At 70.6% G+C, this 22,969-nt stretch carries 27 protein-coding genes and 4 pseudogenes; 10 read left to right on the forward strand and 21 right to left on the reverse strand.

Annotated features, from left to right (window positions below):
• From AB0P17_RS39345 to AB0P17_RS39380, 8 genes and pseudogenes are all read right to left on the reverse strand, one after another.
• Positions 1 to 94 (reverse strand): annotated as a pseudogene (locus AB0P17_RS39345) (SCO family protein); the annotation flags it as partial.
• A 34-nt stretch (positions 95 to 128) separates the two neighbouring features.
• Positions 129 to 470 (reverse strand): annotated as a pseudogene (locus tag AB0P17_RS39350) (metalloregulator ArsR/SmtB family transcription factor); the annotation flags it as partial.
• A complete protein-coding gene (locus tag AB0P17_RS39355; protein WP_365819192.1) occupies positions 467 to 928 on the reverse strand; it encodes an SRPBCC family protein in 462 nt (153 codons plus the stop codon). The gene AB0P17_RS39355 and the pseudogene AB0P17_RS39350, both read right to left, overlap by 4 nt.
• A gap of 126 nt (positions 929 to 1,054) precedes the next feature.
• Positions 1,055 to 1,213 (reverse strand): hypothetical protein, encoded by a 159-nt coding sequence (locus AB0P17_RS39360; protein ID WP_365819194.1) that lies wholly within the window; start codon positions 1,211 to 1,213, stop codon positions 1,055 to 1,057.
• 61 nt (positions 1,214 to 1,274) lie between these two features.
• Positions 1,275 to 2,240, reverse strand: coding sequence for a cytochrome c oxidase assembly protein (locus tag AB0P17_RS39365; protein ID WP_365819196.1), 966 nt, complete (start codon positions 2,238 to 2,240; stop codon positions 1,275 to 1,277).
• Positions 2,241 to 2,434: 194 nt separating this feature from the next.
• The gene (locus AB0P17_RS39370) at positions 2,435 to 3,460 is read right to left on the reverse strand and encodes a 6-phosphofructokinase (protein WP_365819198.1); all 1,026 of its coding nucleotides are present in this window, start codon (positions 3,458 to 3,460) and stop codon (positions 2,435 to 2,437) included.
• A gap of 184 nt (positions 3,461 to 3,644) precedes the next feature.
• A complete protein-coding gene (locus AB0P17_RS39375; RefSeq protein ID WP_365819200.1) occupies positions 3,645 to 4,373 on the reverse strand; it encodes a glutamine amidotransferase in 729 nt (242 codons plus the stop codon).
• A 49-nt stretch (positions 4,374 to 4,422) separates the two neighbouring features.
• Positions 4,423 to 5,661 (reverse strand): MurT ligase domain-containing protein, encoded by a 1,239-nt coding sequence (locus tag AB0P17_RS39380; protein ID WP_365819202.1) that lies wholly within the window; start codon positions 5,659 to 5,661, stop codon positions 4,423 to 4,425.
• Positions 5,662 to 5,776: 115 nt separating this feature from the next.
• Here AB0P17_RS39380 and def point away from each other — a divergent pair, with 115 nt between their 5' ends.
• Positions 5,777 to 6,334, forward strand: coding sequence for a peptide deformylase (def, locus tag AB0P17_RS39385; RefSeq protein WP_365819204.1), 558 nt, complete (start codon positions 5,777 to 5,779; stop codon positions 6,332 to 6,334).
• Between the two features lie 92 nt (positions 6,335 to 6,426).
• Here def and AB0P17_RS39390 read toward each other — a convergent pair whose 3' ends face one another.
• Positions 6,427 to 7,071, reverse strand: coding sequence for a TetR family transcriptional regulator (locus tag AB0P17_RS39390; RefSeq protein ID WP_365819206.1), 645 nt, complete (start codon positions 7,069 to 7,071; stop codon positions 6,427 to 6,429).
• Positions 7,072 to 7,249: 178 nt separating this feature from the next.
• Here AB0P17_RS39390 and AB0P17_RS39395 point away from each other — a divergent pair, with 178 nt between their 5' ends.
• On the forward strand, positions 7,250 to 8,497 hold the full coding sequence (locus AB0P17_RS39395; protein WP_365819260.1) for an acyl-CoA dehydrogenase family protein: 1,248 nt from the start codon (positions 7,250 to 7,252) through the stop codon (positions 8,495 to 8,497).
• Positions 8,498 to 8,571: 74 nt separating this feature from the next.
• Here AB0P17_RS39395 and AB0P17_RS39400 read toward each other — a convergent pair whose 3' ends face one another.
• Positions 8,572 to 9,060: a glutathione peroxidase gene (locus tag AB0P17_RS39400; protein WP_365819208.1), complete on the reverse strand. Its 489-nt coding sequence runs from the start codon at positions 9,058 to 9,060 to the stop codon at positions 8,572 to 8,574.
• A gap of 145 nt (positions 9,061 to 9,205) precedes the next feature.
• Between AB0P17_RS39400 and AB0P17_RS39405 the strand changes: the two genes are divergently transcribed.
• The 4 genes and pseudogenes from AB0P17_RS39405 to AB0P17_RS39420 all read left to right on the forward strand — a co-directional run bounded on the left by AB0P17_RS39405 (position 9,206) and on the right by AB0P17_RS39420 (position 11,425).
• Positions 9,206 to 9,385 carry a DUF6011 domain-containing protein gene (locus tag AB0P17_RS39405; protein WP_365819262.1) on the forward strand — a complete coding sequence of 60 codons (180 nt, stop codon included), beginning with the start codon at positions 9,206 to 9,208 and terminating at the stop codon, positions 9,383 to 9,385.
• A gap of 290 nt (positions 9,386 to 9,675) precedes the next feature.
• Positions 9,676 to 9,915 (forward strand): Gfo/Idh/MocA family oxidoreductase, encoded by a 240-nt coding sequence (locus AB0P17_RS39410; protein WP_365819210.1) that lies wholly within the window; start codon positions 9,676 to 9,678, stop codon positions 9,913 to 9,915.
• Positions 9,916 to 10,712: 797 nt separating this feature from the next.
• Positions 10,713 to 10,838: pseudogene (locus AB0P17_RS39415) on the forward strand (2Fe-2S iron-sulfur cluster binding domain-containing protein); the annotation flags it as partial.
• Positions 10,829 to 11,425 (forward strand): amidase family protein, encoded by a 597-nt coding sequence (locus tag AB0P17_RS39420; protein WP_365819212.1) that lies wholly within the window; start codon positions 10,829 to 10,831, stop codon positions 11,423 to 11,425. The pseudogene AB0P17_RS39415 and the gene AB0P17_RS39420, both read left to right, overlap by 10 nt.
• Positions 11,426 to 11,432: 7 nt before the next feature.
• On the opposite strand, the gene AB0P17_RS39425 is transcribed toward AB0P17_RS39420, so the two are convergent.
• On the reverse strand, positions 11,433 to 11,714 hold the full coding sequence (locus AB0P17_RS39425; RefSeq protein ID WP_365819264.1) for a hypothetical protein: 282 nt from the start codon (positions 11,712 to 11,714) through the stop codon (positions 11,433 to 11,435).
• Between the two features lie 181 nt (positions 11,715 to 11,895).
• Positions 11,896 to 12,573 (reverse strand): macro domain-containing protein, encoded by a 678-nt coding sequence (locus AB0P17_RS39430; protein WP_365819214.1) that lies wholly within the window; start codon positions 12,571 to 12,573, stop codon positions 11,896 to 11,898.
• A gap of 197 nt (positions 12,574 to 12,770) precedes the next feature.
• Between AB0P17_RS39430 and AB0P17_RS39435 the strand changes: the two genes are divergently transcribed.
• Positions 12,771 to 14,414 (forward strand): ADP-ribosyltransferase domain-containing protein, encoded by a 1,644-nt coding sequence (locus AB0P17_RS39435; RefSeq protein ID WP_365819216.1) that lies wholly within the window; start codon positions 12,771 to 12,773, stop codon positions 14,412 to 14,414.
• A 56-nt stretch (positions 14,415 to 14,470) separates the two neighbouring features.
• Here AB0P17_RS39435 and manD read toward each other — a convergent pair whose 3' ends face one another.
• From manD to AB0P17_RS39460, 5 genes are all read right to left on the reverse strand, one after another.
• Positions 14,471 to 15,685 carry a D-mannonate dehydratase ManD gene (gene manD / locus AB0P17_RS39440; protein ID WP_365819218.1) on the reverse strand — a complete coding sequence of 405 codons (1,215 nt, stop codon included), beginning with the start codon at positions 15,683 to 15,685 and terminating at the stop codon, positions 14,471 to 14,473.
• 77 nt (positions 15,686 to 15,762) lie between these two features.
• Positions 15,763 to 16,635, reverse strand: coding sequence for a carbohydrate ABC transporter permease (locus AB0P17_RS39445; RefSeq protein ID WP_365819220.1), 873 nt, complete (start codon positions 16,633 to 16,635; stop codon positions 15,763 to 15,765).
• Complete coding sequence (locus AB0P17_RS39450) at positions 16,632 to 17,627, reverse strand: sugar ABC transporter permease (protein WP_365819222.1); 996 nt, start codon at positions 17,625 to 17,627, stop codon at positions 16,632 to 16,634. The genes AB0P17_RS39445 and AB0P17_RS39450 overlap by 4 nt, the downstream gene beginning before the upstream one ends.
• Positions 17,627 to 18,949, reverse strand: coding sequence for a sugar ABC transporter substrate-binding protein (locus tag AB0P17_RS39455; RefSeq protein WP_365819224.1), 1,323 nt, complete (start codon positions 18,947 to 18,949; stop codon positions 17,627 to 17,629). Before AB0P17_RS39455 ends, AB0P17_RS39450 begins: the two co-directional genes overlap by 1 nt.
• Positions 18,950 to 19,197: 248 nt before the next feature.
• Entirely contained in the window at positions 19,198 to 19,983 is a 786-nt protein-coding gene (locus tag AB0P17_RS39460) for a FadR/GntR family transcriptional regulator (protein ID WP_365819226.1), read from the reverse strand.
• Between the two features lie 157 nt (positions 19,984 to 20,140).
• Here AB0P17_RS39460 and AB0P17_RS39465 point away from each other — a divergent pair, with 157 nt between their 5' ends.
• Both AB0P17_RS39465 and AB0P17_RS39470 read left to right on the forward strand, forming a co-directional pair.
• The gene (locus AB0P17_RS39465) at positions 20,141 to 20,530 is read left to right on the forward strand and encodes a peptidase inhibitor family I36 protein (RefSeq protein ID WP_365819228.1); all 390 of its coding nucleotides are present in this window, start codon (positions 20,141 to 20,143) and stop codon (positions 20,528 to 20,530) included.
• A 3-nt stretch (positions 20,531 to 20,533) separates the two neighbouring features.
• Positions 20,534 to 20,770 (forward strand): hypothetical protein, encoded by a 237-nt coding sequence (locus AB0P17_RS39470; protein ID WP_365819230.1) that lies wholly within the window; start codon positions 20,534 to 20,536, stop codon positions 20,768 to 20,770.
• A 184-nt stretch (positions 20,771 to 20,954) separates the two neighbouring features.
• On the opposite strand, the gene AB0P17_RS39475 is transcribed toward AB0P17_RS39470, so the two are convergent.
• Complete coding sequence (locus AB0P17_RS39475) at positions 20,955 to 21,842, reverse strand: IS3 family transposase (protein ID WP_365819232.1); 888 nt, start codon at positions 21,840 to 21,842, stop codon at positions 20,955 to 20,957.
• Complete coding sequence (locus AB0P17_RS39480) at positions 21,839 to 22,138, reverse strand: transposase (RefSeq protein ID WP_365819234.1); 300 nt, start codon at positions 22,136 to 22,138, stop codon at positions 21,839 to 21,841. Before AB0P17_RS39480 ends, AB0P17_RS39475 begins: the two co-directional genes overlap by 4 nt.
• Positions 22,139 to 22,180: 42 nt before the next feature.
• Between AB0P17_RS39480 and AB0P17_RS39485 the strand changes: the two genes are divergently transcribed.
• Positions 22,181 to 22,333, forward strand: a complete 153-nt coding sequence (locus AB0P17_RS39485; RefSeq protein WP_365819236.1) for a hypothetical protein — start codon at positions 22,181 to 22,183, stop codon at positions 22,331 to 22,333.
• A 101-nt stretch (positions 22,334 to 22,434) separates the two neighbouring features.
• Here AB0P17_RS39485 and AB0P17_RS39490 read toward each other — a convergent pair.
• Both AB0P17_RS39490 and AB0P17_RS39495 read right to left on the reverse strand, forming a co-directional pair.
• Positions 22,435 to 22,562, reverse strand: a pseudogene (locus AB0P17_RS39490) (transposase); the annotation flags it as partial.
• Between the two features lie 164 nt (positions 22,563 to 22,726).
• Positions 22,727 to 22,939 carry a hypothetical protein gene (locus AB0P17_RS39495; RefSeq protein WP_365819238.1) on the reverse strand — a complete coding sequence of 71 codons (213 nt, stop codon included), beginning with the start codon at positions 22,937 to 22,939 and terminating at the stop codon, positions 22,727 to 22,729.
• Positions 22,940 to 22,969: the final 30 nt, after the last annotated feature.

Here is a 22,969-nt window from a genome sequence, read left to right on the forward strand (position 1 = left end):
TCTTGAAGGGCTGGTCGAGTACGGTCGCGGCCTCCGTCTTGGCCTGGGTGGAGACATCGGCGACCGGCTTCGCGGAGTCGTCGCCGCTGCCGCAGTCCGGCCACCGGCGCTCCGTCGTCCGGCGGAGCCGCCTCGGCGAGCCGCTTGATGGCGGCCAGCCGGGCGTCCCAGTCGGCCGCGACCCGGTCCATCCAGCGCGCGGTCACATTGAGCCGGTCCGGGCGTACCGCGTACCGCGCCTCGCGCCCCTCACGGTGTCCGGTGACCAGACCGGCCCGGTCCAGGACGCCGAGATGCTTGACGATGGCCTGCCGGCTGACCGGCAGCTCCCCGGCCAGCATCGTCGCGGTCGCCTCGCCGTGTGCCGCCAGGGCGTCGAGTATCCGGCGCCGGGTCGGGTCCGCCAGCGCGGAGAGCACCTCCGCCACCGTGTCCTGACCGGGGTCCCCGCCGGCGGCGTCCGTCGTCATGCGCCGAGCCGCTCCGCGTAATCCCTGATGACGCCGACCATGTCCGTCCAGCCCCCCGTGTGGCTCTCCTTGGAGGCGGTGTCCCGCCGCTCCTCGGGGATCACGATAGCGGCGAAGCCCGTCTCCACCACCCGCAGTCTGGTTCCCTCGCCCTCGGGGGTGAGCGTGAACTCCACGAGGGTGGAGTTCCCTTCGTCGGCCACCTCGCCGGGGTACGCGCTCGCCCAGCGGTACGAGAAGTGGTGCGGCGGATCGACCTTCACGATGACCGTACGGAACTCGCCGAAGTGGCCGTGGTCCAGGAACATGATTCCGCCGGGGCGCAGATCGACGGGGGTCGGCTCGCCCTGCCCGAACCACGAGCCGACGTGTTCCGGTTCGGTGAGGACCGCCCAGACGCGCTCCGGGGGCGCCGCGATGAGGACCTCGCGCTCGATGCGGTCGTCGGATGTGGACATGAGAAACCTCCCGGTGGAAACAGCTCTGAGGAAACAGCTCTGATGTGCAACTCAAGAGTTGCACTCATCGAGCCTTTGTGCAACCGGGAGGTTGCGCATCGATGTGCCGGCGGGAGCCGGAAGCTCTCAGTGGCCGCGGGCCACGGCGAGGCCGAGCGTCACCAGCCCCAGGACCACCCACCCGAACCACAGCCAGCCGTTGCTGCCCAGCGCCGCCGTGTACCCCGTGACCACCACCAGCGCGCCGACGGTCACCACACCCATAGTCTTCGTGGATCCGGACATGCGCGTCCTCCTCCAGGCCGGGGCCATGACGCCCATCGTCGCCCGGCGACCCGGGTTCGCGCTACCGCCCCCGGGCCTGGAGCGAGGCCAGGTAGGCGTTGTACTCCGCCAGCTCCTTGTCGCCGTCCCGGTCCGCGGCCCGGTCGGTGCGCTTGGCCTGCCGCTGCTCCGAGTGGTACCACTGGTAGACCAGTGCGACCAGGACCAGCACGGACGGGATCTCGCTGAACGCCCAGGCGATGCCGCCGGCCGCGTTCTGGTCGGAGAGGGCGTCGATCCCGAGCGAGGCGGGCGGGTTCTCGTACGCCTTGACCATCGGCTCGCTCGCCATCATCAGCGCGATGCCGAAGAACGCGTGGAACGGCATCCCGGCGAACAGCTCCAGCATCCGCATCACGTACCCGGGCCGGTGCGGCCCCGGGTCGATCCCCATGATCGGCCAGAAGAAGATCAGCCCGACGGCGAGGAAGTGCACCATCATCGCGATGTGCCCGGCCTTGGACCCCATCAGGAAGTCGAAGAGCGGCGTGAAGTAGAGCCCGTACAGGCTCGCGATGAAGAGCGGGATGGTGAAGGCGGGGTGCGTGACCACCCGTACGTACCGGCTGTGCAGCAGCGCCAGCAGCAGCTCGCGCGGCCCCTTCCGGCTGCTCCCGTCGCTGCCCCGGCCCGCGACCGGCAGGGCGCGCAGCGCCAGTGTCACCGGGGCGCCGAGCAGCAGCAGGATCGGCGAGACCATGCTGATCACCATGTGCTGGACCATGTGCACGCTGAACATGACCATGCCGTAGTCGTTCAGCCCGGTGCACATCACCAGGGCGATGGTCAGCACCCCGAGGACGAAGGCGACGGTCCGGCCGACCCCCCAGCCGTCACCGCGCCGGCGCAGCCGGACGACGCCCCAGCCGTACAGGGCGAGCGCGACCAGGCAGCCGGTCAGGAAGAAGAGGTCGGGGGAGTACTCCAGCCCTCGTCCCAGCGTGAACGGCGGCAGATCCATGGTCATGCCGTGCCCGCTGTGATCCATCCGTGCGCTCCCGGTGCTTCCCGTGGCCGTGACCGCGGTGCCCGCCGTCCTCCGCCGTGCCCGCCGCCCACCGGCGGTGGTCTGCGCGCCGGCTGTCCCTCTGTCCGCACCAGACTAGAACCGCCCCCGGCCGCGATCGCGACCGGGGGCGGTCCGTCCCGTACCGGAGGCCGGGGGAGGGGCCGGGAGGCGGCTCAGAGCACGCACTCCGCCTCGGCGTACCGCTCCGGCGGCACCGTCTTGAGGGTCTCCACGGCCTCGCCCAGCGGGACCATCACGATGTCCGTGCCGCGCAGTGCCGTCAGCATGCCGAACTCGGAGCGGTGCGCCGCCTCGACGGCGTGCCAGCCGAACCGGGTCGCCAGCACCCGGTCGTACGCGGTGGGCGTGCCGCCGCGCTGGACGTGCCCGAGTATGACGGGCCTGGCCTCCTTGCCGAGGCGCTCCTCCAGCTCGATCGAGAGCTGCCGGGCGACCCCCGCGAACCGCTCGTGGCCGTACATGTCCTTGCCGCCGACCTCGAACTCCATCGAGCCCTCGCGCGGCTTCGCGCCCTCCGCGACCACGACGATCGCGAACCGCTTGCCCGCCGAGAACCGCTTGCCGACCACCTCGGTCAGCTCACCGATGTCGAAGGGCCGCTCGGGCACCACGATGGCGTGCGCGCCCGCCGCCATACCGGAGTGCAGCGCGATCCAGCCGGTGTGCCGGCCCATGACCTCGACGATCAGTACGCGCTGGTGCGACTCGGCGGTCGTCTTGAGCCGGTCGAGCGCCTCGGTCGCGACCCCGACGGCCGTGTCGAAGCCGAAGGTCACGTCGGTCGAGGCGATGTCGTTGTCGATGGTCTTCGGGACGCCGACGATCGGCAGACCGGCCTTGGAGAGCAGATGCGCGGCCTTGAGCGTGCCCTCACCGCCGATCGGGATGATCGCGTCGAGCCCCAGCTCGGCGACATGGCCCTTCGCCCGCTCCACGCCGTCGCGCAGATGCGCGGGCTGGACACGGGACGAGCCGAGGATGGTGCCGCCGCGGGCCAGGATGCCGGCCACCGCGTCGAGGTCGAGCTTGCGGTAGTCGCACTCCAGGAGGCCCTTCCAGCCGTCGTGGAAGCCGATCACCTCGTCGCCGTGGTCGACGACGGCCCGGTGCACGACGGACCTGATCACGGCGTTGAGGCCGGGACAGTCGCCGCCTGAGGTGAGCACACCAATTCGCATAGCCCGGATTACCTTTGCAACGTGGGCCGACGGCCGGACGCCCTTGTCAGGCCAGATCTTCGCCAGCCTACCGGCGGCCGCCGGGGGGACCGAAACCCCGCGTCCGCCTGCTGGACAGGCGGACGCGGGGCGAGGCCGGGGCCCGGGGACCGCCGGGCACGGTGATGACCGGCCGGGGCGCCGGTCAGGCGGGCTGGGTCGCCGCGGCGACCCGCTCGGCGCGCAGCGCCTCGTACCACCGGTCGTCCGTCGGCGGCAGCGCGTTCACATCGAGGGCCAGCTTCAGCAGCAGGTCCGCGATCTGCGGGTTGCGCGCCATCACCGGGCCGTGCATGTACGTACCGAAGACGGTGTCGTTGTACGCGCCCTCCGTGCCGTCGCCCGTACCGTTGCCCCCGCCGAGCTGGACCCGCGCGAACGGCCGGGCCGCCGGGCCGAGGTGCGTGATGCCCTGGTGGTTCTCGAAACCGGTGAGCTGCGGCAGGTTCAGCCGCGGGTCGATGTCCGCCAGTACGTCGCCGACGCACCGCGCGCCCTCGCCGCGGGTGGAGATCACGTCGAGCAGCCCGAGACCGGCCTCGCGCTCGCCCAGGTCGTTGATGAACTCGTGCCCGAGGATCTGGTAACCGGCGCAGACCGAGAACACGATGGCGCCGTTGGAGACGGCCCGGCTGAGCCCGCCGTCGCGGCGCAGCCGCTCCGCCGCCAGCCGCTGGGGCCGGTCCTCGCCGCCGCCGATCAGATAGATGTCGCCGGAGGTCGGCACCGGCTGGTCGCTGCGTACGTCCACCCGCGTGACACCGAGGCCGCGCTGGCGCGCCCGGCGCTCCACCACGAGAGCGTTGCCCTGGTCGCCGTAGGTGCTCAGCAGATCGGGGTAGATCCACACCAGCCGCAGGCTGTTGTCGCTCATTCTGGCTCGTCCTTCCGGGTTCCGGGGAGTCATGTATCCCGACATGGCTTCAGTTGCCCACCCGTCTGCGCAGATCCTGGAACGACGTGTAATTGGCGATGGCCTCGATACGGCCGGGCGGTGCCATCCGCACGGCCTCGTCGGGCGTCTCGCAGACCCGGAAGTCCAGACCCGCGACCTCCAGACGTACGGCGAGGTCCAGCTTGCGGTCCCCGATCACGAAGATCGGGTGGCCCGCCAGCCGGGTGTAGTCCACGTCCCACAGCCACGAGGTGTCCGTGCCGTCGGCGCCGCGCGCGTTGACGGCGAGGATGACCGGCGTGGGGGGCGGGTCGATGAGCGAGAACGTCTCCAGCCAGCCCGCCGGGTTCTTGGCGAGCAGCAGCCGCAGGTCGCGGCCGAGGAACGAGACCACGTCGTACCGGCCGGCGACCGCCTGCACCTGGTACATCCGCTCCAGCGCCACCTGCGGCGGCACCCCGAAGGTCGCCGCGACGGCGGCGGAGGTCGCCGCGTTCGCCTTGTTGGCGCGGCCCGGGAGCTGGAGGTGGATCGGCCAGGCGGAGCCGTGCGGGTCGAGGACGTGGTCGCCGTGGAGCGCCCAGCTCGGCGGCGGCCGGCGGAAGCCGCACTCGCCGCAGAACCAGTCGTCGCCGGGGCGCTGCATCACACCGCCGCAGGAGGGGCACGACCAGGCGTCGTCCTTCCACTCCTGGCCCGCCGCCACCCAGACCACGTTGGGGGAGGAGGAGGCGGCCCAGACGATCAGCGGGTCGTCCGCGTTGGCGATGACGACGGACTTCGTACCGGCCAGACCCTCCCGCCACTTCTCGGCGAGCATCCGGGTCTCCGCGGCGCGGTCGAGCTGGTCGCGGGAGAGGTTGAGCAGCGCGATGGCCTTGGGGGTGGTGTCCCTGGCCACGCCCGCGAGGTACTTCTCGTCGACCTCGATCACACCGAACCGGGCGTCCGAGCCGCCCGCGAGGGCCGAGGTGATACCGGCCGGCATGTTGGCGCCGAGCGCGTTCGACACCACGGGGCCGGCGGCCCGCAGGGCCTCGGCGATCAGCCGTGTGGTCGTGGTCTTCCCGTTGGTCGCCGACACGAGGATGACGTCGAGATGCTGCGCCAGCCGGCCCAGCAGATCCGGGTCGAGCCGGAGCGCCACCTTCCCGCCGATCACCGATCCGCTGCCGCGGCCTGCGGCACGCGACACCGCCGCCGCGGCTTTGCCCGCCGTCACGGCCAGCTTGGCCCGCGGCGTCAGCGGGTCCGTGTTGCCTGACATCGCCTTGATCCTCCTTGCGTCGGTCCGTGGGCCAGCCTATCGAGATCAGGTCAGGGCCCCGAACCGCGGCACCGCGCAGATAGCGGGGTTCTCCGTGGACCGTACCCTGACCGTTATGCGAAACCGTCCGATCCCCGGCAGTACCGGGCGAGTACGAGCCATGAGATTGCTCGGAGATCCCGTTCTGCAGGCGCCCTGTGAACCCGTCACCGACTTCGGTCCCGCGCTCGGCGCGCTGGTCGAGGATCTCTTCGCGACGATGTACGCCGCCCGGGGGGTCGGGCTCGCCGCGAACCAGATCGGCGTTCCCCGGCGGGTGTTCGTGTACGACTGCCCGGACGACGAGGACGTCCGCCATCTCGGACACCTCGTCAATCCCCGGCTGGTCCAGGCGGACGACATCGTGCTGCGCGGGCCCGAGGGGTGTCTGTCCCTGCCGGGCATCGAAGCGGGGACGGAGCGGTACGACCACGCGGTCGTGGAGGGCTTCACCCAGGACGGCGCGCCGGTCAGGGTGGAGGGCCGGGGCTTCTTCGCCCGCTGCCTCCAGCACGAATGCGACCATCTGGAGGGCACCCTCTACTCCGACCGGCTCACCGGATGGCGGCGCTCCCGGACGCTGCGGGCGGCGCGCCGGGCGCCCTGGGCCACGGGCCGGCCGGTCACGCCGTGAGCCGGGGCGCCCCGACGTGAGCCGGGGCGCCCCGCCGTCCTGCCCGGCGCCCGGTCCCGTACGCGGCGGACGTACGCCCGTGCCGTACCGGCTCAGAAGCCGGGGCTGCCCGCGCGGTCGTCGACCTCCGCCAGCCGGCCCCAGAGCAGATCCGCCAGGCTGCGCACCAACTGGTCGCGCGGGCAGGGGCGTTCCCCGAGCCACCAGTCCCCGGCGCCGTGCATCATGCCGACGATGCCGTGGCCCCAGACCCGGGCGAGCTGTTCGCTGCCGGGGCCGAGGTCGACCCTGTCCTCTATGACCTTGGCCAGTTCCTCGCCGAGCCGGCGCAGCAGCGGGGCCGAGTGGCGGCCGACGTCGAACCCCTGCTCCGGGAGCTGGGCGTCCTCGGCCGGATGCATCAGGAACCGGTAGACCTGGGGTCTCGCCTCGATCGCGGCGAGATACGTGTCCAGCGTGGCCTCCACCCGCTCACGCCGCCCGGCGGGCGCGTCCAGCGCGGCCCGCAACGCGTCGAGCAGGGCGTCCGTGTGGCGCTTGGCCAGCGCCCGGTACAGTCCGCCCTTGTCACCGAAGTGGCGGTAGAGGATCGGCTTGGTGATGCCGGCCTCCGCGGCGATGGCGTTCATGGAGGCTCCCGGGCCGTCCCTGAGCACCACCCGGTCGGCGGCCTCCAGGAGCTGCCGGCGCCGCTGCCGGGCCGAGCGCTGCTGCTCGGCCTGCTGTGTGCTCTCCATAGGTGTGTCTCCCCGCCCGTGCGATTGCGTGACGCTCGGGCAACGTAACACCCTGCCCGCCGTCAATGCTGATCAGACGGTGGCCGGTTGACATCCCCTACTTATGAGTAACAGACTGCTGTTACCGCAAGTAACATTATGGAACGACACCGTGGGTGACGTGGTGCTGGAGGGGAACATGACCGGGTTCACGCTCGATCTCAACGACGACCAGAGGCAGGTCCGTGACTGGCTGCACGGCTTCGCCGCCGATGTCATCCGCCCCGCCGCCGCCGAGTGGGACGAGCGTGAGGAGACCCCCTGGCCGGTCATCCAGGAGGCCGCCAAACTCGGCATCTACTCCCTGGACTTCTACGCCCAGCAGTTCTTCGACCCCACAGGGCTGGGGATCCCGCTGGTGATGGAGGAGCTCTTCTGGGGTGACGCGGGCATCGCGCTGTCCATCGTCGGTACGGGGCTGGCGGCCGTCGGTGTTCTCGCCAACGGCACCGAGGAGCAGGCCGGCACCTGGATCCCGCAGATGTACGGGGACCCCGACGACCTGAAGCTCGCCGCCTTCTGCTCCTCGGAGCCCGACGCGGGCTCCGACGTCGGCGCCATGCGCACCCGCGCGGTCTACGACGGGGCCAAGGACGAGTGGGTGCTGAACGGCACCAAGACCTGGGCCACCAACGGCGGCATCGCCCATGTCCATGTCGTGGTCGCCGTCGTCGACGCGGAACTCGGCACGAAGGGGCACGCCTCCTTCATCGTCCCGCCGGGCACCCCCGGTCTCTCCCAGGGCCAGAAGTTCAAGAAGCACGGCATCCGCGCCTCCCACACCGCCGAGGTGGTCCTGGAGGACGTACGGGTCCCCGGGCACTGCCTGCTCGGCGGAAAGGAGAAGCTGGACGAGCGCCTCGCGCGGGCGCGTGAACGGGCCGCGGCCGAGGCCGGCGGTGGCAAGGGCGACAGCGAACGCGTGAAGAACGCCGCCATGGCGACCTTCGAGGCGTCCCGCCCGGCCGTCGGCGCGATGGCCGTGGGCACGGCACGCGCCGCGTACGAGGTCGCCCTCGACTACGCGAAGACCCGCAGCCAGTTCGGCCGCCCGATCATCGACAACCAGGGCATCGCCTTCCAGCTGGCCGACATGCGCACCCGTATCGACGCCGCCCGGCTGCTGGTCTGGCGCGCGTCCTGGATGGCCGCCACGGGCAAGCCGTTCACCGCGGCCGAGGGCTCGATGTCCAAGCTGTACGCGAGCGAGACGGCGAAGCAGGTCACCGCGCAGGCGGTGCAGATCCTCGGCGGCAACGGCTTCACCCGGGAGTACCCGGTGGAGCGGATGCACCGGGACGCGGCGATCTACACCATATTCGAGGGCACGAGCGAGATTCAGCGGCTGGTGATCGCCCGCACCCTGTCGGGGATGCCCATCCGGTAGTGCCGGGGGCCGGGTCCTCGGGTGCCAGGGACTAGCCGGATGGGCATCCCGTCGAGGACCCGGCCGACGGGGTGTCAGGCGGGGAGCTGGGCCTCGATGGCCGCGACGACCTCGGGGGCCTCCGGCTCCGTGCGCGGCCGGATCCGGGCGACGACCTCGCCCTTCGGGGAGATCAGGAACTTCTCGAAGTTCCACTGGACGTCCCCCGCCTCGCCCGCGGCGTCGGCGGTCTTCGTCAGCTCCGCGTAGAGCGGGTGCCGGGTCTCCCCGTTCACGTCCGTCTTCGCGAGCAGCGGGAAGCTGACGCCGTACGTCGTCGAGCAGAACGTCCGGATCTCGTCCGCGGTGCCGGGCTCCTGCCCCATGAACTGGTTGCAGGGCACGCCGAGTACGGTGAAGCCGCGCTCCCCGTAACTCTGCTGCAGTCGCTCCAGACCGGCGTACTGCGGGGTGAGGCCGCACTTGGACGCCACGTTCACCAGCAGGACGGCCCTGCCCTCGTAGGCGGCCAGGGAGGTCGGTTCGCCGGTCAGGGTCGTCAGGGGGATGTCGTACAGCGTCATCAAGATCTCCTCGGTCGACGGCGGTCTGCCCTCATTGTGGACCCGTGACTCCGGCGCCCCGCGGCCGGGCTGGTAGACGTGGTCCGTGGACGAAACACCGCTCGACCCCTCGCCGCGCGCCGACGACGGCCGGCTCCCCGGCTCCGTGCCGGACGCGACCGGCCCCCGGCCCGTCCGGTGCCGTATGTGCGGCAGACCGCTCACCGGCACGGCCTCGCGCCGCACCGGTCTCGGCCCCGCCTGCGACGCCAAACTCCACCCGCCCGCGCCGGAGATCAGAACCCGGCGCCGCGACGCCGAACAGGACCCGCTGCCCGGAATCTGACGCCACCGGCGCTCCCGGGGGCGCCTACGCGGTCTCCTCCGTCCCGTTTGTCTCGTCGGCCGGCAGCCGGGCGATGCCCCGGACGGCGCGCGACGAGATGATCGACCTGCTGTCCCACCGTCGACCGGGCCAGACCGCTGCGGCGGGCGATCTCCGCGCGGTTGGTCGCCTCCCGGGAGACGACGAGGCCCAGCACCCGGTGGAGTGCGGCGGGCACCGGCGTCGGTGGGGTCGGCTCCGCTGTGTGCCCTTGCCTTTATGCATTCAAGTGACCTTAATGTTGCCAACTTGTGTCCGCCAACGAATCCTTCCCCGGGGCGGAACTTAACCGATCCCCTCCGCGCTTCCACGCGGAGACCGTCGTCGCCGCGCTGCGGGCCGGCAAGCACGTGTACGTGGAGAAGCCGCCGGCCGCGACCGTCGAGGAGGCCAGGGGCATCGCCGACATGGCCGTGCTGCTCGCCTCCGACCACGCGGACGCGGTCATCGGCGCCTGCTGGGACGCCAACGGCGGCCTGTACATGCGCTGACAGCGCCGTCAGCCCCACCTCTCCCGAATGCGAAGGCGCACGGATGTTCACCGTCACCGAGGCCGTCGCCGGGACGGACGCGGTCCGGGTCCTCGGACTCGCCCGCTCCGACGGCGCCGCCCTCGCCCCGTACCCGGCCGGCGCGCACATCGACGTGACCGGGCCCACCGGAATCACCCGCCCGTATTCGCTGTTGCGGGCCACCGGACGACACGGGCGCGTACACCATCGCGGTGAAACGCGAACCGGACTCGCGCGGCGGTTCCCAGGCACTGCACGACAAGGCGCCGCGCGGCGCATAACTGACCGCGGGCGCGCCCCCGGGCGCTCTTCGGCCTTGCCCCGGACGCGGGCGAACACCATCTGGTGACGGCGGGTATCGGCATCATCCCGCTCCTCGCGATGGCGTACGAACTCCACCGCGCGGGGGCGGAGTTCCGGCTGCACTACGTGGCCAGGAGCCGGTCCGAGGCGGCCTTCGCCGGGGCGCTGGAGACGTCCGCCTTCGCCGGCCGCGTCGCCTTCCACCTCGGGCTCGGCCGGGAGGCGAACGCCCGCGTGCTGGCGAAGGAACTGGCGGGGCTGCGGACCGACGCACACGTCTACACCTGTGGCCCGCGGGGGCTTCATGGAGTACGTCGCCGGCCTCGCATCCCGCAGTGTGCCCGAGGAGCAGATCCACTCCGAGCTGTTCCAGGCGGGGGGTCCCGCCGGACACCGGGACCGACAACGGTTTCGAGGTCGAGCGGGACACCGGAGAGGTCTACGCCGTCCCGCCCGGCAGAAGCATCGCCGAGGTGCTGGAGGAGAACGGCGTACCGCTGGACACCTCCTGCCGGGAAGGCATCTGCGGGACCTGCGTCCTGCGGGTCGTCGCGGGCGAGCCCGACCACCGTGACCACTGCCTGTCGGTGTGGTCCGGCACCGAACTGACCGATGTCGAACCGGCGATGCTCGACGCACTGCACTGCACCGCACGGCCCGGGCCCTGCGGGCGGCAGGAGCGCGTCCGACCGGCCTCGTCGACCAGGTACCCGTCGCCGAACTCACCGAGGCCCACGCCATGGTCATGGCCCACGAGGCCGCACGTTCCCTCGCCGCCGAGGCCCGGCATCCGGAGGCGCTCAGCATCCCGCTGCGGGAACTCCTCGACCGCGGGGCCCGGACCCCGGCGTCCGAGTACCGGGCGGCGCTGGCGACCGCCCGCGCGGCACGCACCCGGATCCTCGGCCTGTTGGCCCATACGGACGTGATCCTCGGCCCCGCCGCCCCGGGCCCCGCGCCGTACGGGGTGGACGCCACCGGCACCCCGGTGCTCAGCCGCTGCTGGCAGCTGCACGGGCTGCCGGTCGTCACGGTCCCGGGCCACCGCGACCCGGACGGCATGCCGCTCGGCCTCCAACTCGTCGGGCACCCCGAACGGGTGGGCCGGCTGCTCGGCATCGCCCGGCGCACCGAGCAGCTGATCGCCGGGACCTCGCTCGCCCGGCACCCGTCGGCGATCGGGTGAGGGACCGTCACCCGGCGGCGGGAACCGTGATGATCTCGCCCTTCTCGTCCACGGCGTGGGTCTCCCAGTAGACGTCCCACTTGTCGCCGACCTTCTCCGGCACCTTGCCCTCCGGGTAGCGGACGTAGCCCTTCGGAGGGTCCTCGTCCTCGGGCGTGCAGGCGCGGCCGGTGCTGCCCACGGTCATCACCGGGTACTCGCCGTCGGCGCAGATCGCGTCCTCGATCGCACAGCCGCTCAGCGCCGCGACCGCCGCGCAGGCCAGGACGAGTCCCGTGACCGTACGCATCGGGCGCCGGCAGCGTGCGGCCGGTGAGGTACGGAATCGACGGGTGGTACGCATGGTGGGCTCCCTCTGTGTGGGTCGGTGTGGCCATCCTGAGGGACGGAGCGAAGCTCGGCGTGAGTACACGTACTCACGTGTCGGCGGTAATTTCCCCCCGGATGCCCGCCACGGAGCCGCGAACGGGTCAGCGGCGCGGGGCGGCGCGTCGGGGCGGCGCTATGCGGACCCGCTTCTCCACGGGGGCGCTGTCGAGGTCGTCGAGCTGCGCGACGATCGTGGCGCGCAGCTCGTCGTAGTCCTCGAAGGAGTGGTCGTTGAAGAGGGTGTAGCCCGTCCACATCAGATTGGCGCAGACCCGTGCCGGCACCCGGCCCGTGTCGGCGCCCAGGCCGACCAGCGCCACCGACCGGATGCTCCCCGGTGCCTTCCTGTTCTGCTGATGGATCGCCTGGAACGCGGCGGCACACGCCAACGCCACGTTCAGGGTCGCGCTGACGTTCTCCGCGGACTCCCGCATCGTCGGCGTCGAGATCAGAAACCTCGGTGTGACCGCCCCCGAGGGAACGCACACGGCGCTGCCCACCGGGAGTGTCCCTCCGAACTGGCCGCGGATCGCCTTCTGCACCCGCAGCTGGATGCCCGCGCCGAGATGCCGCTTGACGGCCGCGTCGGCCCCGCCGTCCATCCTGCCGCGGGAGTTGGTGGGGCTGACCCAGGCGTCGGCGTCCTCGTCGAGGATCGAGCCGGTGCGGATCTCGATCCCGGGTGTGTCGGCGAAGGCCGCGCGCCATGACGCCACCACTGCGCTGTTGATGTCGGTCAGCACCACCCTGAGCGGCGACTGCACACGGTCCACGGTCATGGTTCACTCCGATCGGAGACGGTCACTCAACTGATCGTGACGCTACCGTGCCCCACTGACAGTGCGGCCCGGCGCGCGGCGCCGCACAGGCGGCCCACGAGCCGGACGGGGACTGTCAGTGGGCCGCCCTATCCTCGTGAGCACTTCGCCCGTCATGCCGTCCACCGGCACAGTTCGACCCTTCGGAGTTGTCCGCCATGAGCGATGCCCAGACCCCCGCCGCGCCCGACCACAACGACCCACTGGCCCTCGCGGAACTCTTCAAGGGCGGCGGTGAGCCGTGGCTTCCGCTGCTGAAGCCGGTCGTCGAGGCACAGCCGGACGCGGCCGCGTTCATCGGCCCGGGGCGAAGCCGGGAGGTCGTCCCCGTCCGTGAACTGACCTTCCAGGCGCTCAAGCCCAACGCGCCGCACAAGTGGAAGGTCGTCGTCTTCGGCCAGAATCCGTACCCGCGGCCGGAGAGCGCCACGGGCATCGCCATGTTCGACAACACCTTCCACGACTGGAAGGACAGCCAGTTCGGCCGGGTCGTCAGCATCCGCTGCATCATCAAGGCGGCGGCCATGTGGAAGTACGGCATTCCCAAGAAGACCCCGATAGCCGACATCCGCGCGCTGCTGAAGAAGCAGGACACCATCCAGCCGCCCGAGTGGTTCCAGGCCATGCTCACGCAGGGCGTGCTGCTGCTCAACGCGGCACTGACGGCCCACAGCGACGGGGCGATCCCCACCGATCGGCACACCAGGTTCTGGCGGCCGGTCGCCGAGCGGATCGTCGAGGAGATCCTCAGGGCCAAGCAGAGCGCCGACGAGGAGGACCGTGGCGTCGTCTTCGCGTGGTGGGGGGCGCACGCGCGCAGCCTGAAGAAGGTCGTTCTCGAACTCCAGAAGAAGTACCCCGAGGTCGAAGTACGCCACATCGACCACGCCAACCCCGCGGCGCAGGGGGACATCTTCTGCGACGGGGACCACTTCGGGATGGTGAACGAGGCCCTCGCCTCGCTGGGCGCGGACCAGATCGACTGGCTGCCGAGCACCGGCTGGAACACTCCCGTGGCGTCGGCCGGCGGCGCCGGAGCGGCCGGCGGGGCCGGTGGGACCGACGCCGAAGTCGCGGACCGCATGGGCGCTTTCATCGCGTCCACGATGGAACTGCATCAGCTGTATCTCGACCGGCTCTCCAGCGTCAAGGACGAGGGGGCCGTCCTCCCCGCGATCACGGGGGTGTTCGACACTCCGCTCATGGACATCCGCGAGGCCGTCGCCCCGGTCGCGGCGCTGCTCTCCGGACTGAGCCGACACGTCGACCGGTCGTACGAGTTCGGCAAGCGGCGGGCGGACGAGGCGCCTGAGGGGCTGTCCGCCGACGCGATCGCCGCGCTGTACCTCTACACCTGCGAGTCCGCGTTCTACCGGGAGATCAACGCCATCCTGCGCTCCCCGGATCGGACCAGGCTCGTCCCGTACCTGCCGTATCTGCGGCTGTTGTTCGCGGCGGTGTCACAACTCCCGGTCAGGACCAAGCCGTTGTGGCGCGGGGTATCGCTGGATCTGCGTGCCCAGTACCCGCTCGGCCGGACCGTGGCCTGGTGGGGGGTGTCCTCGTGCACCTCCGAACTCGGCGTGGCCAGGGCGTTCCTCGGCAGCCGCGGCAAAAGGACGCTGTTCGAGGTGGTCCCCGCCCGGGCGGTGGGCATCCGCGACTTCTCCGCTTTCACCGGCGAGGAGGAGTTCATCCTCCTGCCGGGCACCCAGCTGAAGGTGACGGACGTCAAGGTCGAGCGCGGCGGGCTGTGCACGGTGCGGCTGACCGAGCTGGCGGAACAGCCCCTGGTCTCCTGACCGCGCACCGGCTCCGGCCGCCCCCCACCGGGCGGCGGCCGGAGCCGGTGGTGGGTTCACCAGTCGTGGACGGAGCCGTCCTGGAGCCGGTTGACCGGCAGGTACGCGGCCTCGTACGGGTGCGCGGCGGCCAGTTCCTCGTCCAGCTCCACCCCGATTCCCGGGGCTTCGCCGGGGTGGAGGTGGCCGTCGGTGAAGGTGTAGGAGTGCGGGAACACCTCGTGGGTCAGCGGTGTGTGCCCCGCGTACTCCTGGATTCCGAAGTTGTGCACCGCCAGGTCGAGATGGACGGCCGCGGCCATGCCGACCGGCGAGATGTCCTCCGGGCCGTGGATGGCGCTCTTGATCTGGTACTGCGCGGCGAAGTCGAAGAGCTTCCTCAGCGGGGAGACACCGCCGAAGTGGGTGACGGCCGAGCGTACGTAGTCGATGAGCTGCTCGCCGATGAGCGTCTGGTAGTCGTACACGGTGTTGAAGACCTCGCCGATCGCGAGGGGGGTGGTGGTGTGGCGGCGGACCAGCCGGAGGGCTTCCTGGTTCTCGGCCGGGGTGCAGTCCTCCAGCCAGAAGAGGTGGTAGGGCTCCAGGTCCTTGCCGAGCCGGGCCGCCTGCGCGGGGGTGAGGCGGTGGTGCGCGTCGTGGAGCAGGGGCAGCTCGGGCCCGAACTCGTTCCGTACCGCCTCGAACACCGTCGGGATGTGGCGCAGGTACGCCGCGGTGTCCCAGTCCTCGACCACGGGACGGGCCTGCTGGTGGGGTGCGGCCTCGGCGCGGTCGGGGCTGCTGTGCACCCCGTACACGGTCTTCAGCCCCGGTATGCCCGTCTGCACCCGGATCGCGGGATACCCCTCGGACAGGCGGGCACGGATCGAGTCGAACAGCTCCGGAACGTCCCTCCCGTCGGCGTGTCCGTACGTTCCCACGCGCTCCCGGCTCGCGCCGCCGAGCAGTTGGTACAGCGGGAGGCCGGCGGCCTTCGCCTTGATGTCCCACAGCGCGACGTCGACGGCGGCGATCGCGGCCATCGTCACGGGACCGCGGCGCCAGTAGGCGCCGCGGTACAGCGACTGCCAGGTGTCCTCGACGCGGTGCGGGTCGATGCCGATGAGCAGGGGTGCCACATGGTCCCGCAGATAGGCGGCGACGGCCAGTTCCCGCCCGTTGAGGGTGGCGTCCCCGAGGCCGGAGAGGCCCTCGTCGGTCGTGATCCTCAGCGTGACGAAATTACGGCCGGGGCTGGTGACGACGACCTTCGCGTCGACGATCTTCATGAATGCGTTCTTCCTGAGCTGTGTGGTGCGGACGGTGAACGGTGGACAGAACGGAGGAGAGACGAGGAGGGAAGGAGTCAGCCCTTCGAGGCGCCCGAGGTCAACCCCGCCACCAGGTATTTCTGTCCGAGGACCGCGGCGACGAGGACCGGCACCGTGATGAGGCCGGCGGCGGCCATCAGACCGCCCCAGTCGGTGCTCGCGTAGGAGATGAAGTTGAACAGCGCGACGGGCACGGTCTGGGTGCGTTCGTCGGCGAAGATCAGCGCGAACATGAAGTTGTTCCAGCTGAAGACGAAGGCCAGCAGGGAGGCCGTGGCGGTGCCCGGCGCGGCCAGCGGCAGTGTGATGCGCCAGAACGCGCCGAACGCCGACAGCCCGTCGGTGCGCGCCGCTTCTTCGAGTTCGACCGGCAGGCCCTCGAAGAAGCTGATCATGATCCAGAGGATCAGCGGGACCGAGACGAACATATGGCTGAGGATCAGCACGGTGTAGGAGCCCACCAGTCCGGCCCGCGCGAACAGGTAGTACCAGGGGACCAGCAGGGAGACCGCCGGAACGATGCGCGCGACCAGGATGAGCGATCCGGTGCGGCGCATCCGGAACCGGCCCACGGCCCAGGCGGCCGGCACGGCGATGAGCGCGGAGAGCGCGGTCGACACCACCCCGACGAGCAGCGAATTGCCCATCGGCCGCAGGATCTGTCCGGTGTCCAGGACGTTGCGGAAGTTGTCGAGGGTGGGGGAGAACCACAGACCGACGGTGGGGTCGGTCACCTGGACGTTCGTCTTGAAGGCGGCGGCGAACATCCAGACGACCGGCAGCGCGAAGACGAGCGTCACGGCGGCGATGGCGGCGCCCCGCAGCCAGGACCCGTAACGGCGTGGGCGCCGGCCGGGAGCAGGGGCGCCGGTGTGCCGTACGGAGGAGGAGGCGGCGGTGGGGCTCATGCGGTCTTCCTTCCGGTACGGCGGCGGAGCAGGACCACGACGCCGATGATGAAGAGCGTGAACAGGGCGAGGACCGCCGACGCCAGCCCGTACTCCTGGTAGTCGAAGGTGAGACCGTAGGCGTAGACGTTGAGGGTCTCCGCCTCGAAGTCGGAACCTCCGCCCGCTCCCTTCGTCGCGTAGAGGACGTCGAAGGTCTTGAGCGCGTCCACGGCGCGCAGCACCAGGGCGGTGGCGAGCGTCGGGCCGAGCATCGGCAGGATGACGTGCCGGAACCGCTGCCAGCTGTTGGCCCCGTCGACGAGGGACGCCTCCTCCGGCTCCTCGGGGAGGGTGGTCAGCCCGGCGAGCAGGAGCAGTGTCATCATCGGTGTCCACTGCCACACGTCGATGAGCATCAGTGTGGGCAGGGACTGGCTCACCGAGCCGAGGAACTCCTGCGGCGGCAGTCCGGCGGCGGTGAGCAGATGGTTGGCGATGCCGTTGCTCGGGTCGAGGATGAGCAGCCACAGGATGCCGATCGCGACCGGTGTGGTGAGCAGCGGGATGATCAGGACCGTACGCACCCAGCGCATGGCGCGGAACGGCCTGCGCATGAGCATCGCGAGGGCCAGGCCGAGCACGGTCTCCAGCAGGACCGCGCCCACGGTGAAGATCACCGTGCGCTGCACCGCGGGCCAGAAGCGGCGGGAGTCGCCGAGGGCGTCGGAGAAGTTCTGGAAGCCGACGTAGTTGTTGCCGGAGTTCACCGCGCCGAAGGCGTCGGTGAGGCTGAGGTTGAGTGTGAAGGCCAGCGGAAAGACGATCATCAGGCCGACGAAGGCGAGCGCGGGTGCGAGCATCGCCCACTTGAGGCGCCGGTTGGCCTGCTCGAAGGTGCGCGGCGGGCGTGGTCGGGAGCGCCGCGCGGACAGTCCCCGTGTGCCGGGGGCGGTGTCGGGCGTCCTGTCCGGCGTCGTTGTTGTTGTGGTGGGGGTCCCGGTCGTACGCATCAGGACTCCCGGTGGCGGTTGTCGCGGACCAGGAAGTCGTTGAACTCGGCGTCGGCGTCGCGGGCGACGGGTGCCACGTTCTTGCCGAGGATCCCGGCCACCAGCGGCCGTCCGACGATGTCGCGTGAGCGGCCGACCTGGAGGACCTGCGGCCGGTCGTGCCCGATGCCCCGCTCCGCGTTGGTCCGCATGGTCGCGGCGAGTTCGGGCGGGAACGCGGCGAGCGTCCTCGGGTCCGACCACACCGACCGGCGGGCGCCGGGGATGCCGGCGGCCTGCAGTTCCGCCACCATCTCCGGGCCGGAGGCCCACCGGATGAACTCCCACGCCTCGTCGCGCAGAAGGGAGAAGCGGTTGATGCCCAGGCTCCAGGAGGGGATGTTGTGCGGCCGGGCCCCGGCCGGACCGGCCGGGAACGGCGCGAATCCCACGGTCTCTCCCACGGTGGAGATCTTCGGGTCGAGGAAATTGCTGTAGATGGCGTCGGCGTCCACGTAGAAGGCCGCCTTGCCCTGCGCGAAGACCGGCATGGCCTGTTCCAGGCTCATGTTGGTGGCCCCGGGCGGCCCGGTCCGCTCCAGCAGGGCACCGTAGTAGGTGTACGCGGCCACCGCCTCCGGCGACCCGATGCCCGACGCTCCGTCGACGATGAAGTCTCCGCCGAAGGAGTAGAGGAAGCTCGACCACTGGCTGACGGCGCCGTTGCGCTGTCCCCTCCCGACGTAGCCGAAGAAGTTCCTTCCCCGGTCGGCGAGTTCGAGCGACATCTCCCTCAGATCGTCGAGCGTTCCGGGCGGCCCGCCCAGCCCCTCCACCAGGTCCTTGCGGTAGTAGAGCGTCGGGCGCTCGGTCACCACGGGGACGCTGAGGACCTTGCCCGCGGTGACCGACACCTCGCGAGGGGCGTCCTGGAAGTCCGCCCAGTCGTACGCCGTTTCGCCCTTCACCAGACCGGTGAGATCGGTGAGCCAGCCGTTGCGCCCGAAGAGCGACTGGTCCTGGAGCGCCCGGACCATCATGACGTCCACGTCGGTTCCGGAGGCGTTGAGCTTGACGTTGTAGCTGTTGGAGAGCTGGTCGGCGGTGAGCAGGGTCATGGAGACCCTGCGTCCGGCCCGGCTCTCGAATTCCTTGAGACGGCGTCTGATCGCCTGCGACCAGACGTGGTTGATCGCCATGATCCTCAGTGGCGCGTCGGCCGGGGCGGTGCCGCCCCGGCTCGAACAGGCGCCGAGCGACCCCATGCCCGCCGCGGCCGCGAAGCCGGCGACGGCCTTGCCGAAGGAGCGCCTGCTGAGGAACTGGCTGCTCGTGGACCTCATCGTCCTCGTCTTTCTGGTGTGTTACATCCCCATCTGCCCAATTCAACCGGTCCAACTGGTAGGACCAGTTGTGGCGGTGACAGGGACCGTAGCAAGGGACGGCGCACACTGAACAGCCCTTGCGTGCCGATATGACGCTGCGTCCCGCGGCCCACCACGGAACGTGCCGGAGCGGTGGCCCGCGAGAGGGCCGCGCGGCCACTCGCCCCACGGCCGCTCGCCGCGCGGGCCCGCTCCCCGGCGGGGCCCTAACCCTGGTGGCCGGCCTGGCCGAGCAGGGACTCGATGTGCTGCCGGGCCATCGCGTGCACACTGACATCGAGATCGGCGCCGTAGGTGCGCAACCCGAGTGTCAGATGGGCCCGCATCCGCTCGCAGGCCAGCTCCACATCGCGGGCCTCGATCGCCTCGAAGATCTCGGGGTGGTGCGGCACACCGGCCTCGCCGATCGACGGATCGGAGTTCGAGCGGAGCATCATCTCGAACATCATCCCGCTGATCGAGGAGAGCATGATCCGCAGGACGGGGTTGCCGCTCGCCGCCGCGATGGCGTCGTGGAAGTCGACGTCCGCCTGGGCCTTGGCGACGACATCGGCGGCCGTCTCCACGGCGTCCCTGGCCGCCCGCATCGCCGCCATGTCCTCCGCGGTCGCGCGCTCCGTCGCCAGCCGGACGGTCTCGACCTCCAGCGGCACACGTGCCTCGATGAGCTGCCGGACCGTGGGCCGGCCGGCGCGGTACAGGGCGTCGTAGCTGCGGGCCTGGCCGGGCGTCTGCTCCCGGACGAACGACCCGCGGCCCGGCGCGACCTCGATCAGGTGCTGGGCCTCAAGCCGGCGCAGCACCTCACGGACCACGTTGCGGCTGGAGCCGAACCGCGCGGCGAGTTCGCGTTCGGAAGGCAGTTTCGTGCCGACGGCGATCTCTCCGGACCGGATGTCATGCTCCAGTTGACGCGCAATGCGTTCGGTCAGGAGTCCCGCCTGGACGGGAGGTGCACCACGATCCGGCTGCGGGGAAGGGGCAGGCGGCATGCGCAGCAGGATACAGGGGGCAAGCGGGGCGTCCGGGACGCGCACCCTGGAAAGTTGTAGGGACCCGTTCGGTTCCGGGCTGCCTGGTCTGACCACAGTCAACGGCCCGATCGTGATCAACACGAGGGCCGACGCGTCACCGAGGGGGAATTCGGCCATGGGCAGGATCACTCAATTCAGAACGAGGGTCGCGGCGACGACCGCGGGCGGCGCGCTGCTGGCAGGCGTGGGGCTCGGCCTGACGGCGACCCCGGCGCAGGCCGGCTGGGACGACTGCGACTCCGGCGCACTGTGCGCGTACACCCAGACCAAGGGGGGCGGTACCCCCGGCCAGGTGTGGGGTGACAACGTCAACCTGCGGCAGTACAACAAGTTCGACAACGCCAGGTCGCTCTACAACAACGGCAACAACTGCGACGTCGTCCTCTTCACCAACACCTGGTTGCGGGGCAAGGCCCAGCTCTTCCCGCGTGGCTATGTCGTCTCGGACACCGACGGCACCAACATCGAGGACGGCGTCGGCTCCAACTACTGGACGAACTGCTGACCCATGCGTCGACCGCTCCGGACCGTGGCAGCCGTCGTACTCCTCACGGCCGGGTGCGCGGCACCCGGCCGTGAGGCCGCGACCGAGGCCGACGTACCCGTCCCCCGGCCGCTGTCGGGCGCCGTGTACTTCTCGGCCACCGAACAGACGGCCCTGCGGGACTCCGAGGAGGCGCTGGTCCGGGCGTGCATGCGGGACCGAGGGTACGCATACCGGACCGGTCCCGCCCGTGACGCCTGACGCGCGGCCGCCGTCAACCGGTCGACGACCTGAGCAACGAGGCTGTCCGGCGCACCCTGGCCTTCCCCGGGTTCCACGACGCGGAGGCGGAGTGGGCCCGGTGCATGGCCGGGCTGGGGTACGCGTACACCACGCTGGAGGACCCCCGTAGTGAAGTTTCCCCGTGATCTCGGACACGTGATCGTTATGCCGCGAGGGCGTGCTGATGCCGCTGCCTGGTCTCGACCGGGGTGAGATAGCCGAAGGTCTTGTGCTTGCGCGGGCGGCGGCGGTTGTAGAAGGTCTCGATGAAGTTGAAGACCTCCGCGCGGGCGGTGGCCCGGTCGGGCCGGACACGAGTGCCGATCTCCTCCTTGAGTAGGGCCCAGAAACTCTCCGCAGCGGCGTTGTCGAAGCATGACCCGGTGCGCCCGCAGCTCTGCCGCAGCCTCAACTCTCCTATTCGTTCCTGGAACTGGGCCGAGGTGTATTCACTGCCGCGATCGCTGTGGATCACGCAGTCGGGCTCCGGCCCGGCCCGGCCGTGGGCCATGTCGAGTGCATCTACGACGAGTTCGGCGCGGTGGTGGTCGGCCATCGCGTAGCCGACGATCTCGCGGGTGGCCAGGTCCAGCCAGCAGGCGAGGTAGAGCCGGCCCTCGGCGGTGGGCAGGTAGGTGATGTCGCCCACCAGCCTGGTCCCGGGGCGCTCGGCATGGAAGTCGCGGCCGATCAGGTCCGGGGCCGGCTTCGCCTTCGCATCCGGCCGGGTCAGCGAACGTCGCCTGCGCCGGGTGACGCCTCGGATGTCGCGCTCACGCATCACGCGGGCAACGCGCTTGCGGTTCACCCGTCGGCCCAGGCGACGCAGTTCGGCGTGGATGCGCGGGACACCGTAGGTGTGCCGGGAAGCGATGTGCACCACGGTGATCTCATGGGCGAGCGCGTCGTCGGCGGCCTGCCTGGCACGACGGGCCGCCTCGCCCGCGCACCAGGCGTAACAGGAGGAGCGGGCGACCTTCAGCACCCGGCACAGCAGGACGATCGGGTACGTCACCTTCTCCGCATGGATCAACCGGTACCGCTCGCTCACCGGTCGTTCTCCTTCACGAAGAAGGCCGTCGCTTTTTTCAGGATCTCGATCGTCTGCTGCTGCTCGCGGACCTCCTCGCGCAGCCGCTTGAGCTCCTCGCGCTCGGCGCCGGTCAGCCCACCGGACTCGCCCTCGCCCCGGTCCGCCTTCACCCGGCGGTACCAGCCGCGCAGGGACTCCGAGCTGATCCCGAGCTCCCGGGCAACCGCGGTGACCATCCTGCCCGAGGAATCAACGAGCGCGATCGCGTCCCGCTTGAACTCCTCGGTGTACCGCTTCGTGTACTTGCTTCCCACCTGGTGCTACTTCCCCTGGAACCTCAAGATCCCAGTCTCCAGGTGCCCACGATCAAGGGGCTTCAGCCGGTCGAGTTTCCCTATGACAGCGGCAGCCTGGTGGCATCCATGACGTTCTTGACGGGAACAGGCGCGATGGTCCGGTACACCGTCCGCAAGAACCGGCGGCATCGCGGCACGGCCGCTGTCGGCTGAAGCGAGTCGGCTGGTCTCGGCGGTCACCGTATCCAGCCGGGCTCCCGCGGGCTGGAGCATCGGTCCAGCGCATGCCCGAGAAGGGTAAGAGGATGATGACGGACGAGGTGTTGGGGGTGCTGACGGTGACGTTGGCGAGCCAGCCGCGCCGTAGGAGCGACCAGATCCCTTCGACGGGGTTGAGGTCGGGTGCGTAGGACGGCAGGTGGTAGATGGTCGGCCTGTCTCTAGCGGGGTGAAGTAGAGCCGGTGGGACGATGGTTTTGGGAGCCATGGGTTCGGCGGTGGGATTGGGAGCCATCCGGCGTGGTGGTGTGTGACATGCCGCCGATGGAGTAATCGGGGTTTTGGGCTGTTTGGCCGCTCATGCTGTGGTCGTTGATCATGGTCGTGTCAGGAGACCCGTGTGTACAGGTCGCGTGAGTGGACTTTTGAGCGGATTCGCCGGGACCGGCGTTTGGACCCGGCAGTGTCGGGGCGGGCGTTGGCCCTGCGGTACCGGGTGTCGCGGAACACGGTGGCGAAGGCGCTGGCGTCTCCGGTGCCGGCGAAGCGGAAGAAGCCGCCGCCGCGGCCGAGCGTGCTGGAGCCGGTGAAGCCGTTCATCGACGCGATACTGCGGGCGGATCTGGACGC

Origin of the sequence: Streptomyces sp. NPDC088124, assembly GCF_040685895.1 — a bacterium.
GTDB lineage: Bacteria > Actinomycetota > Actinomycetes > Streptomycetales > Streptomycetaceae > Streptomyces.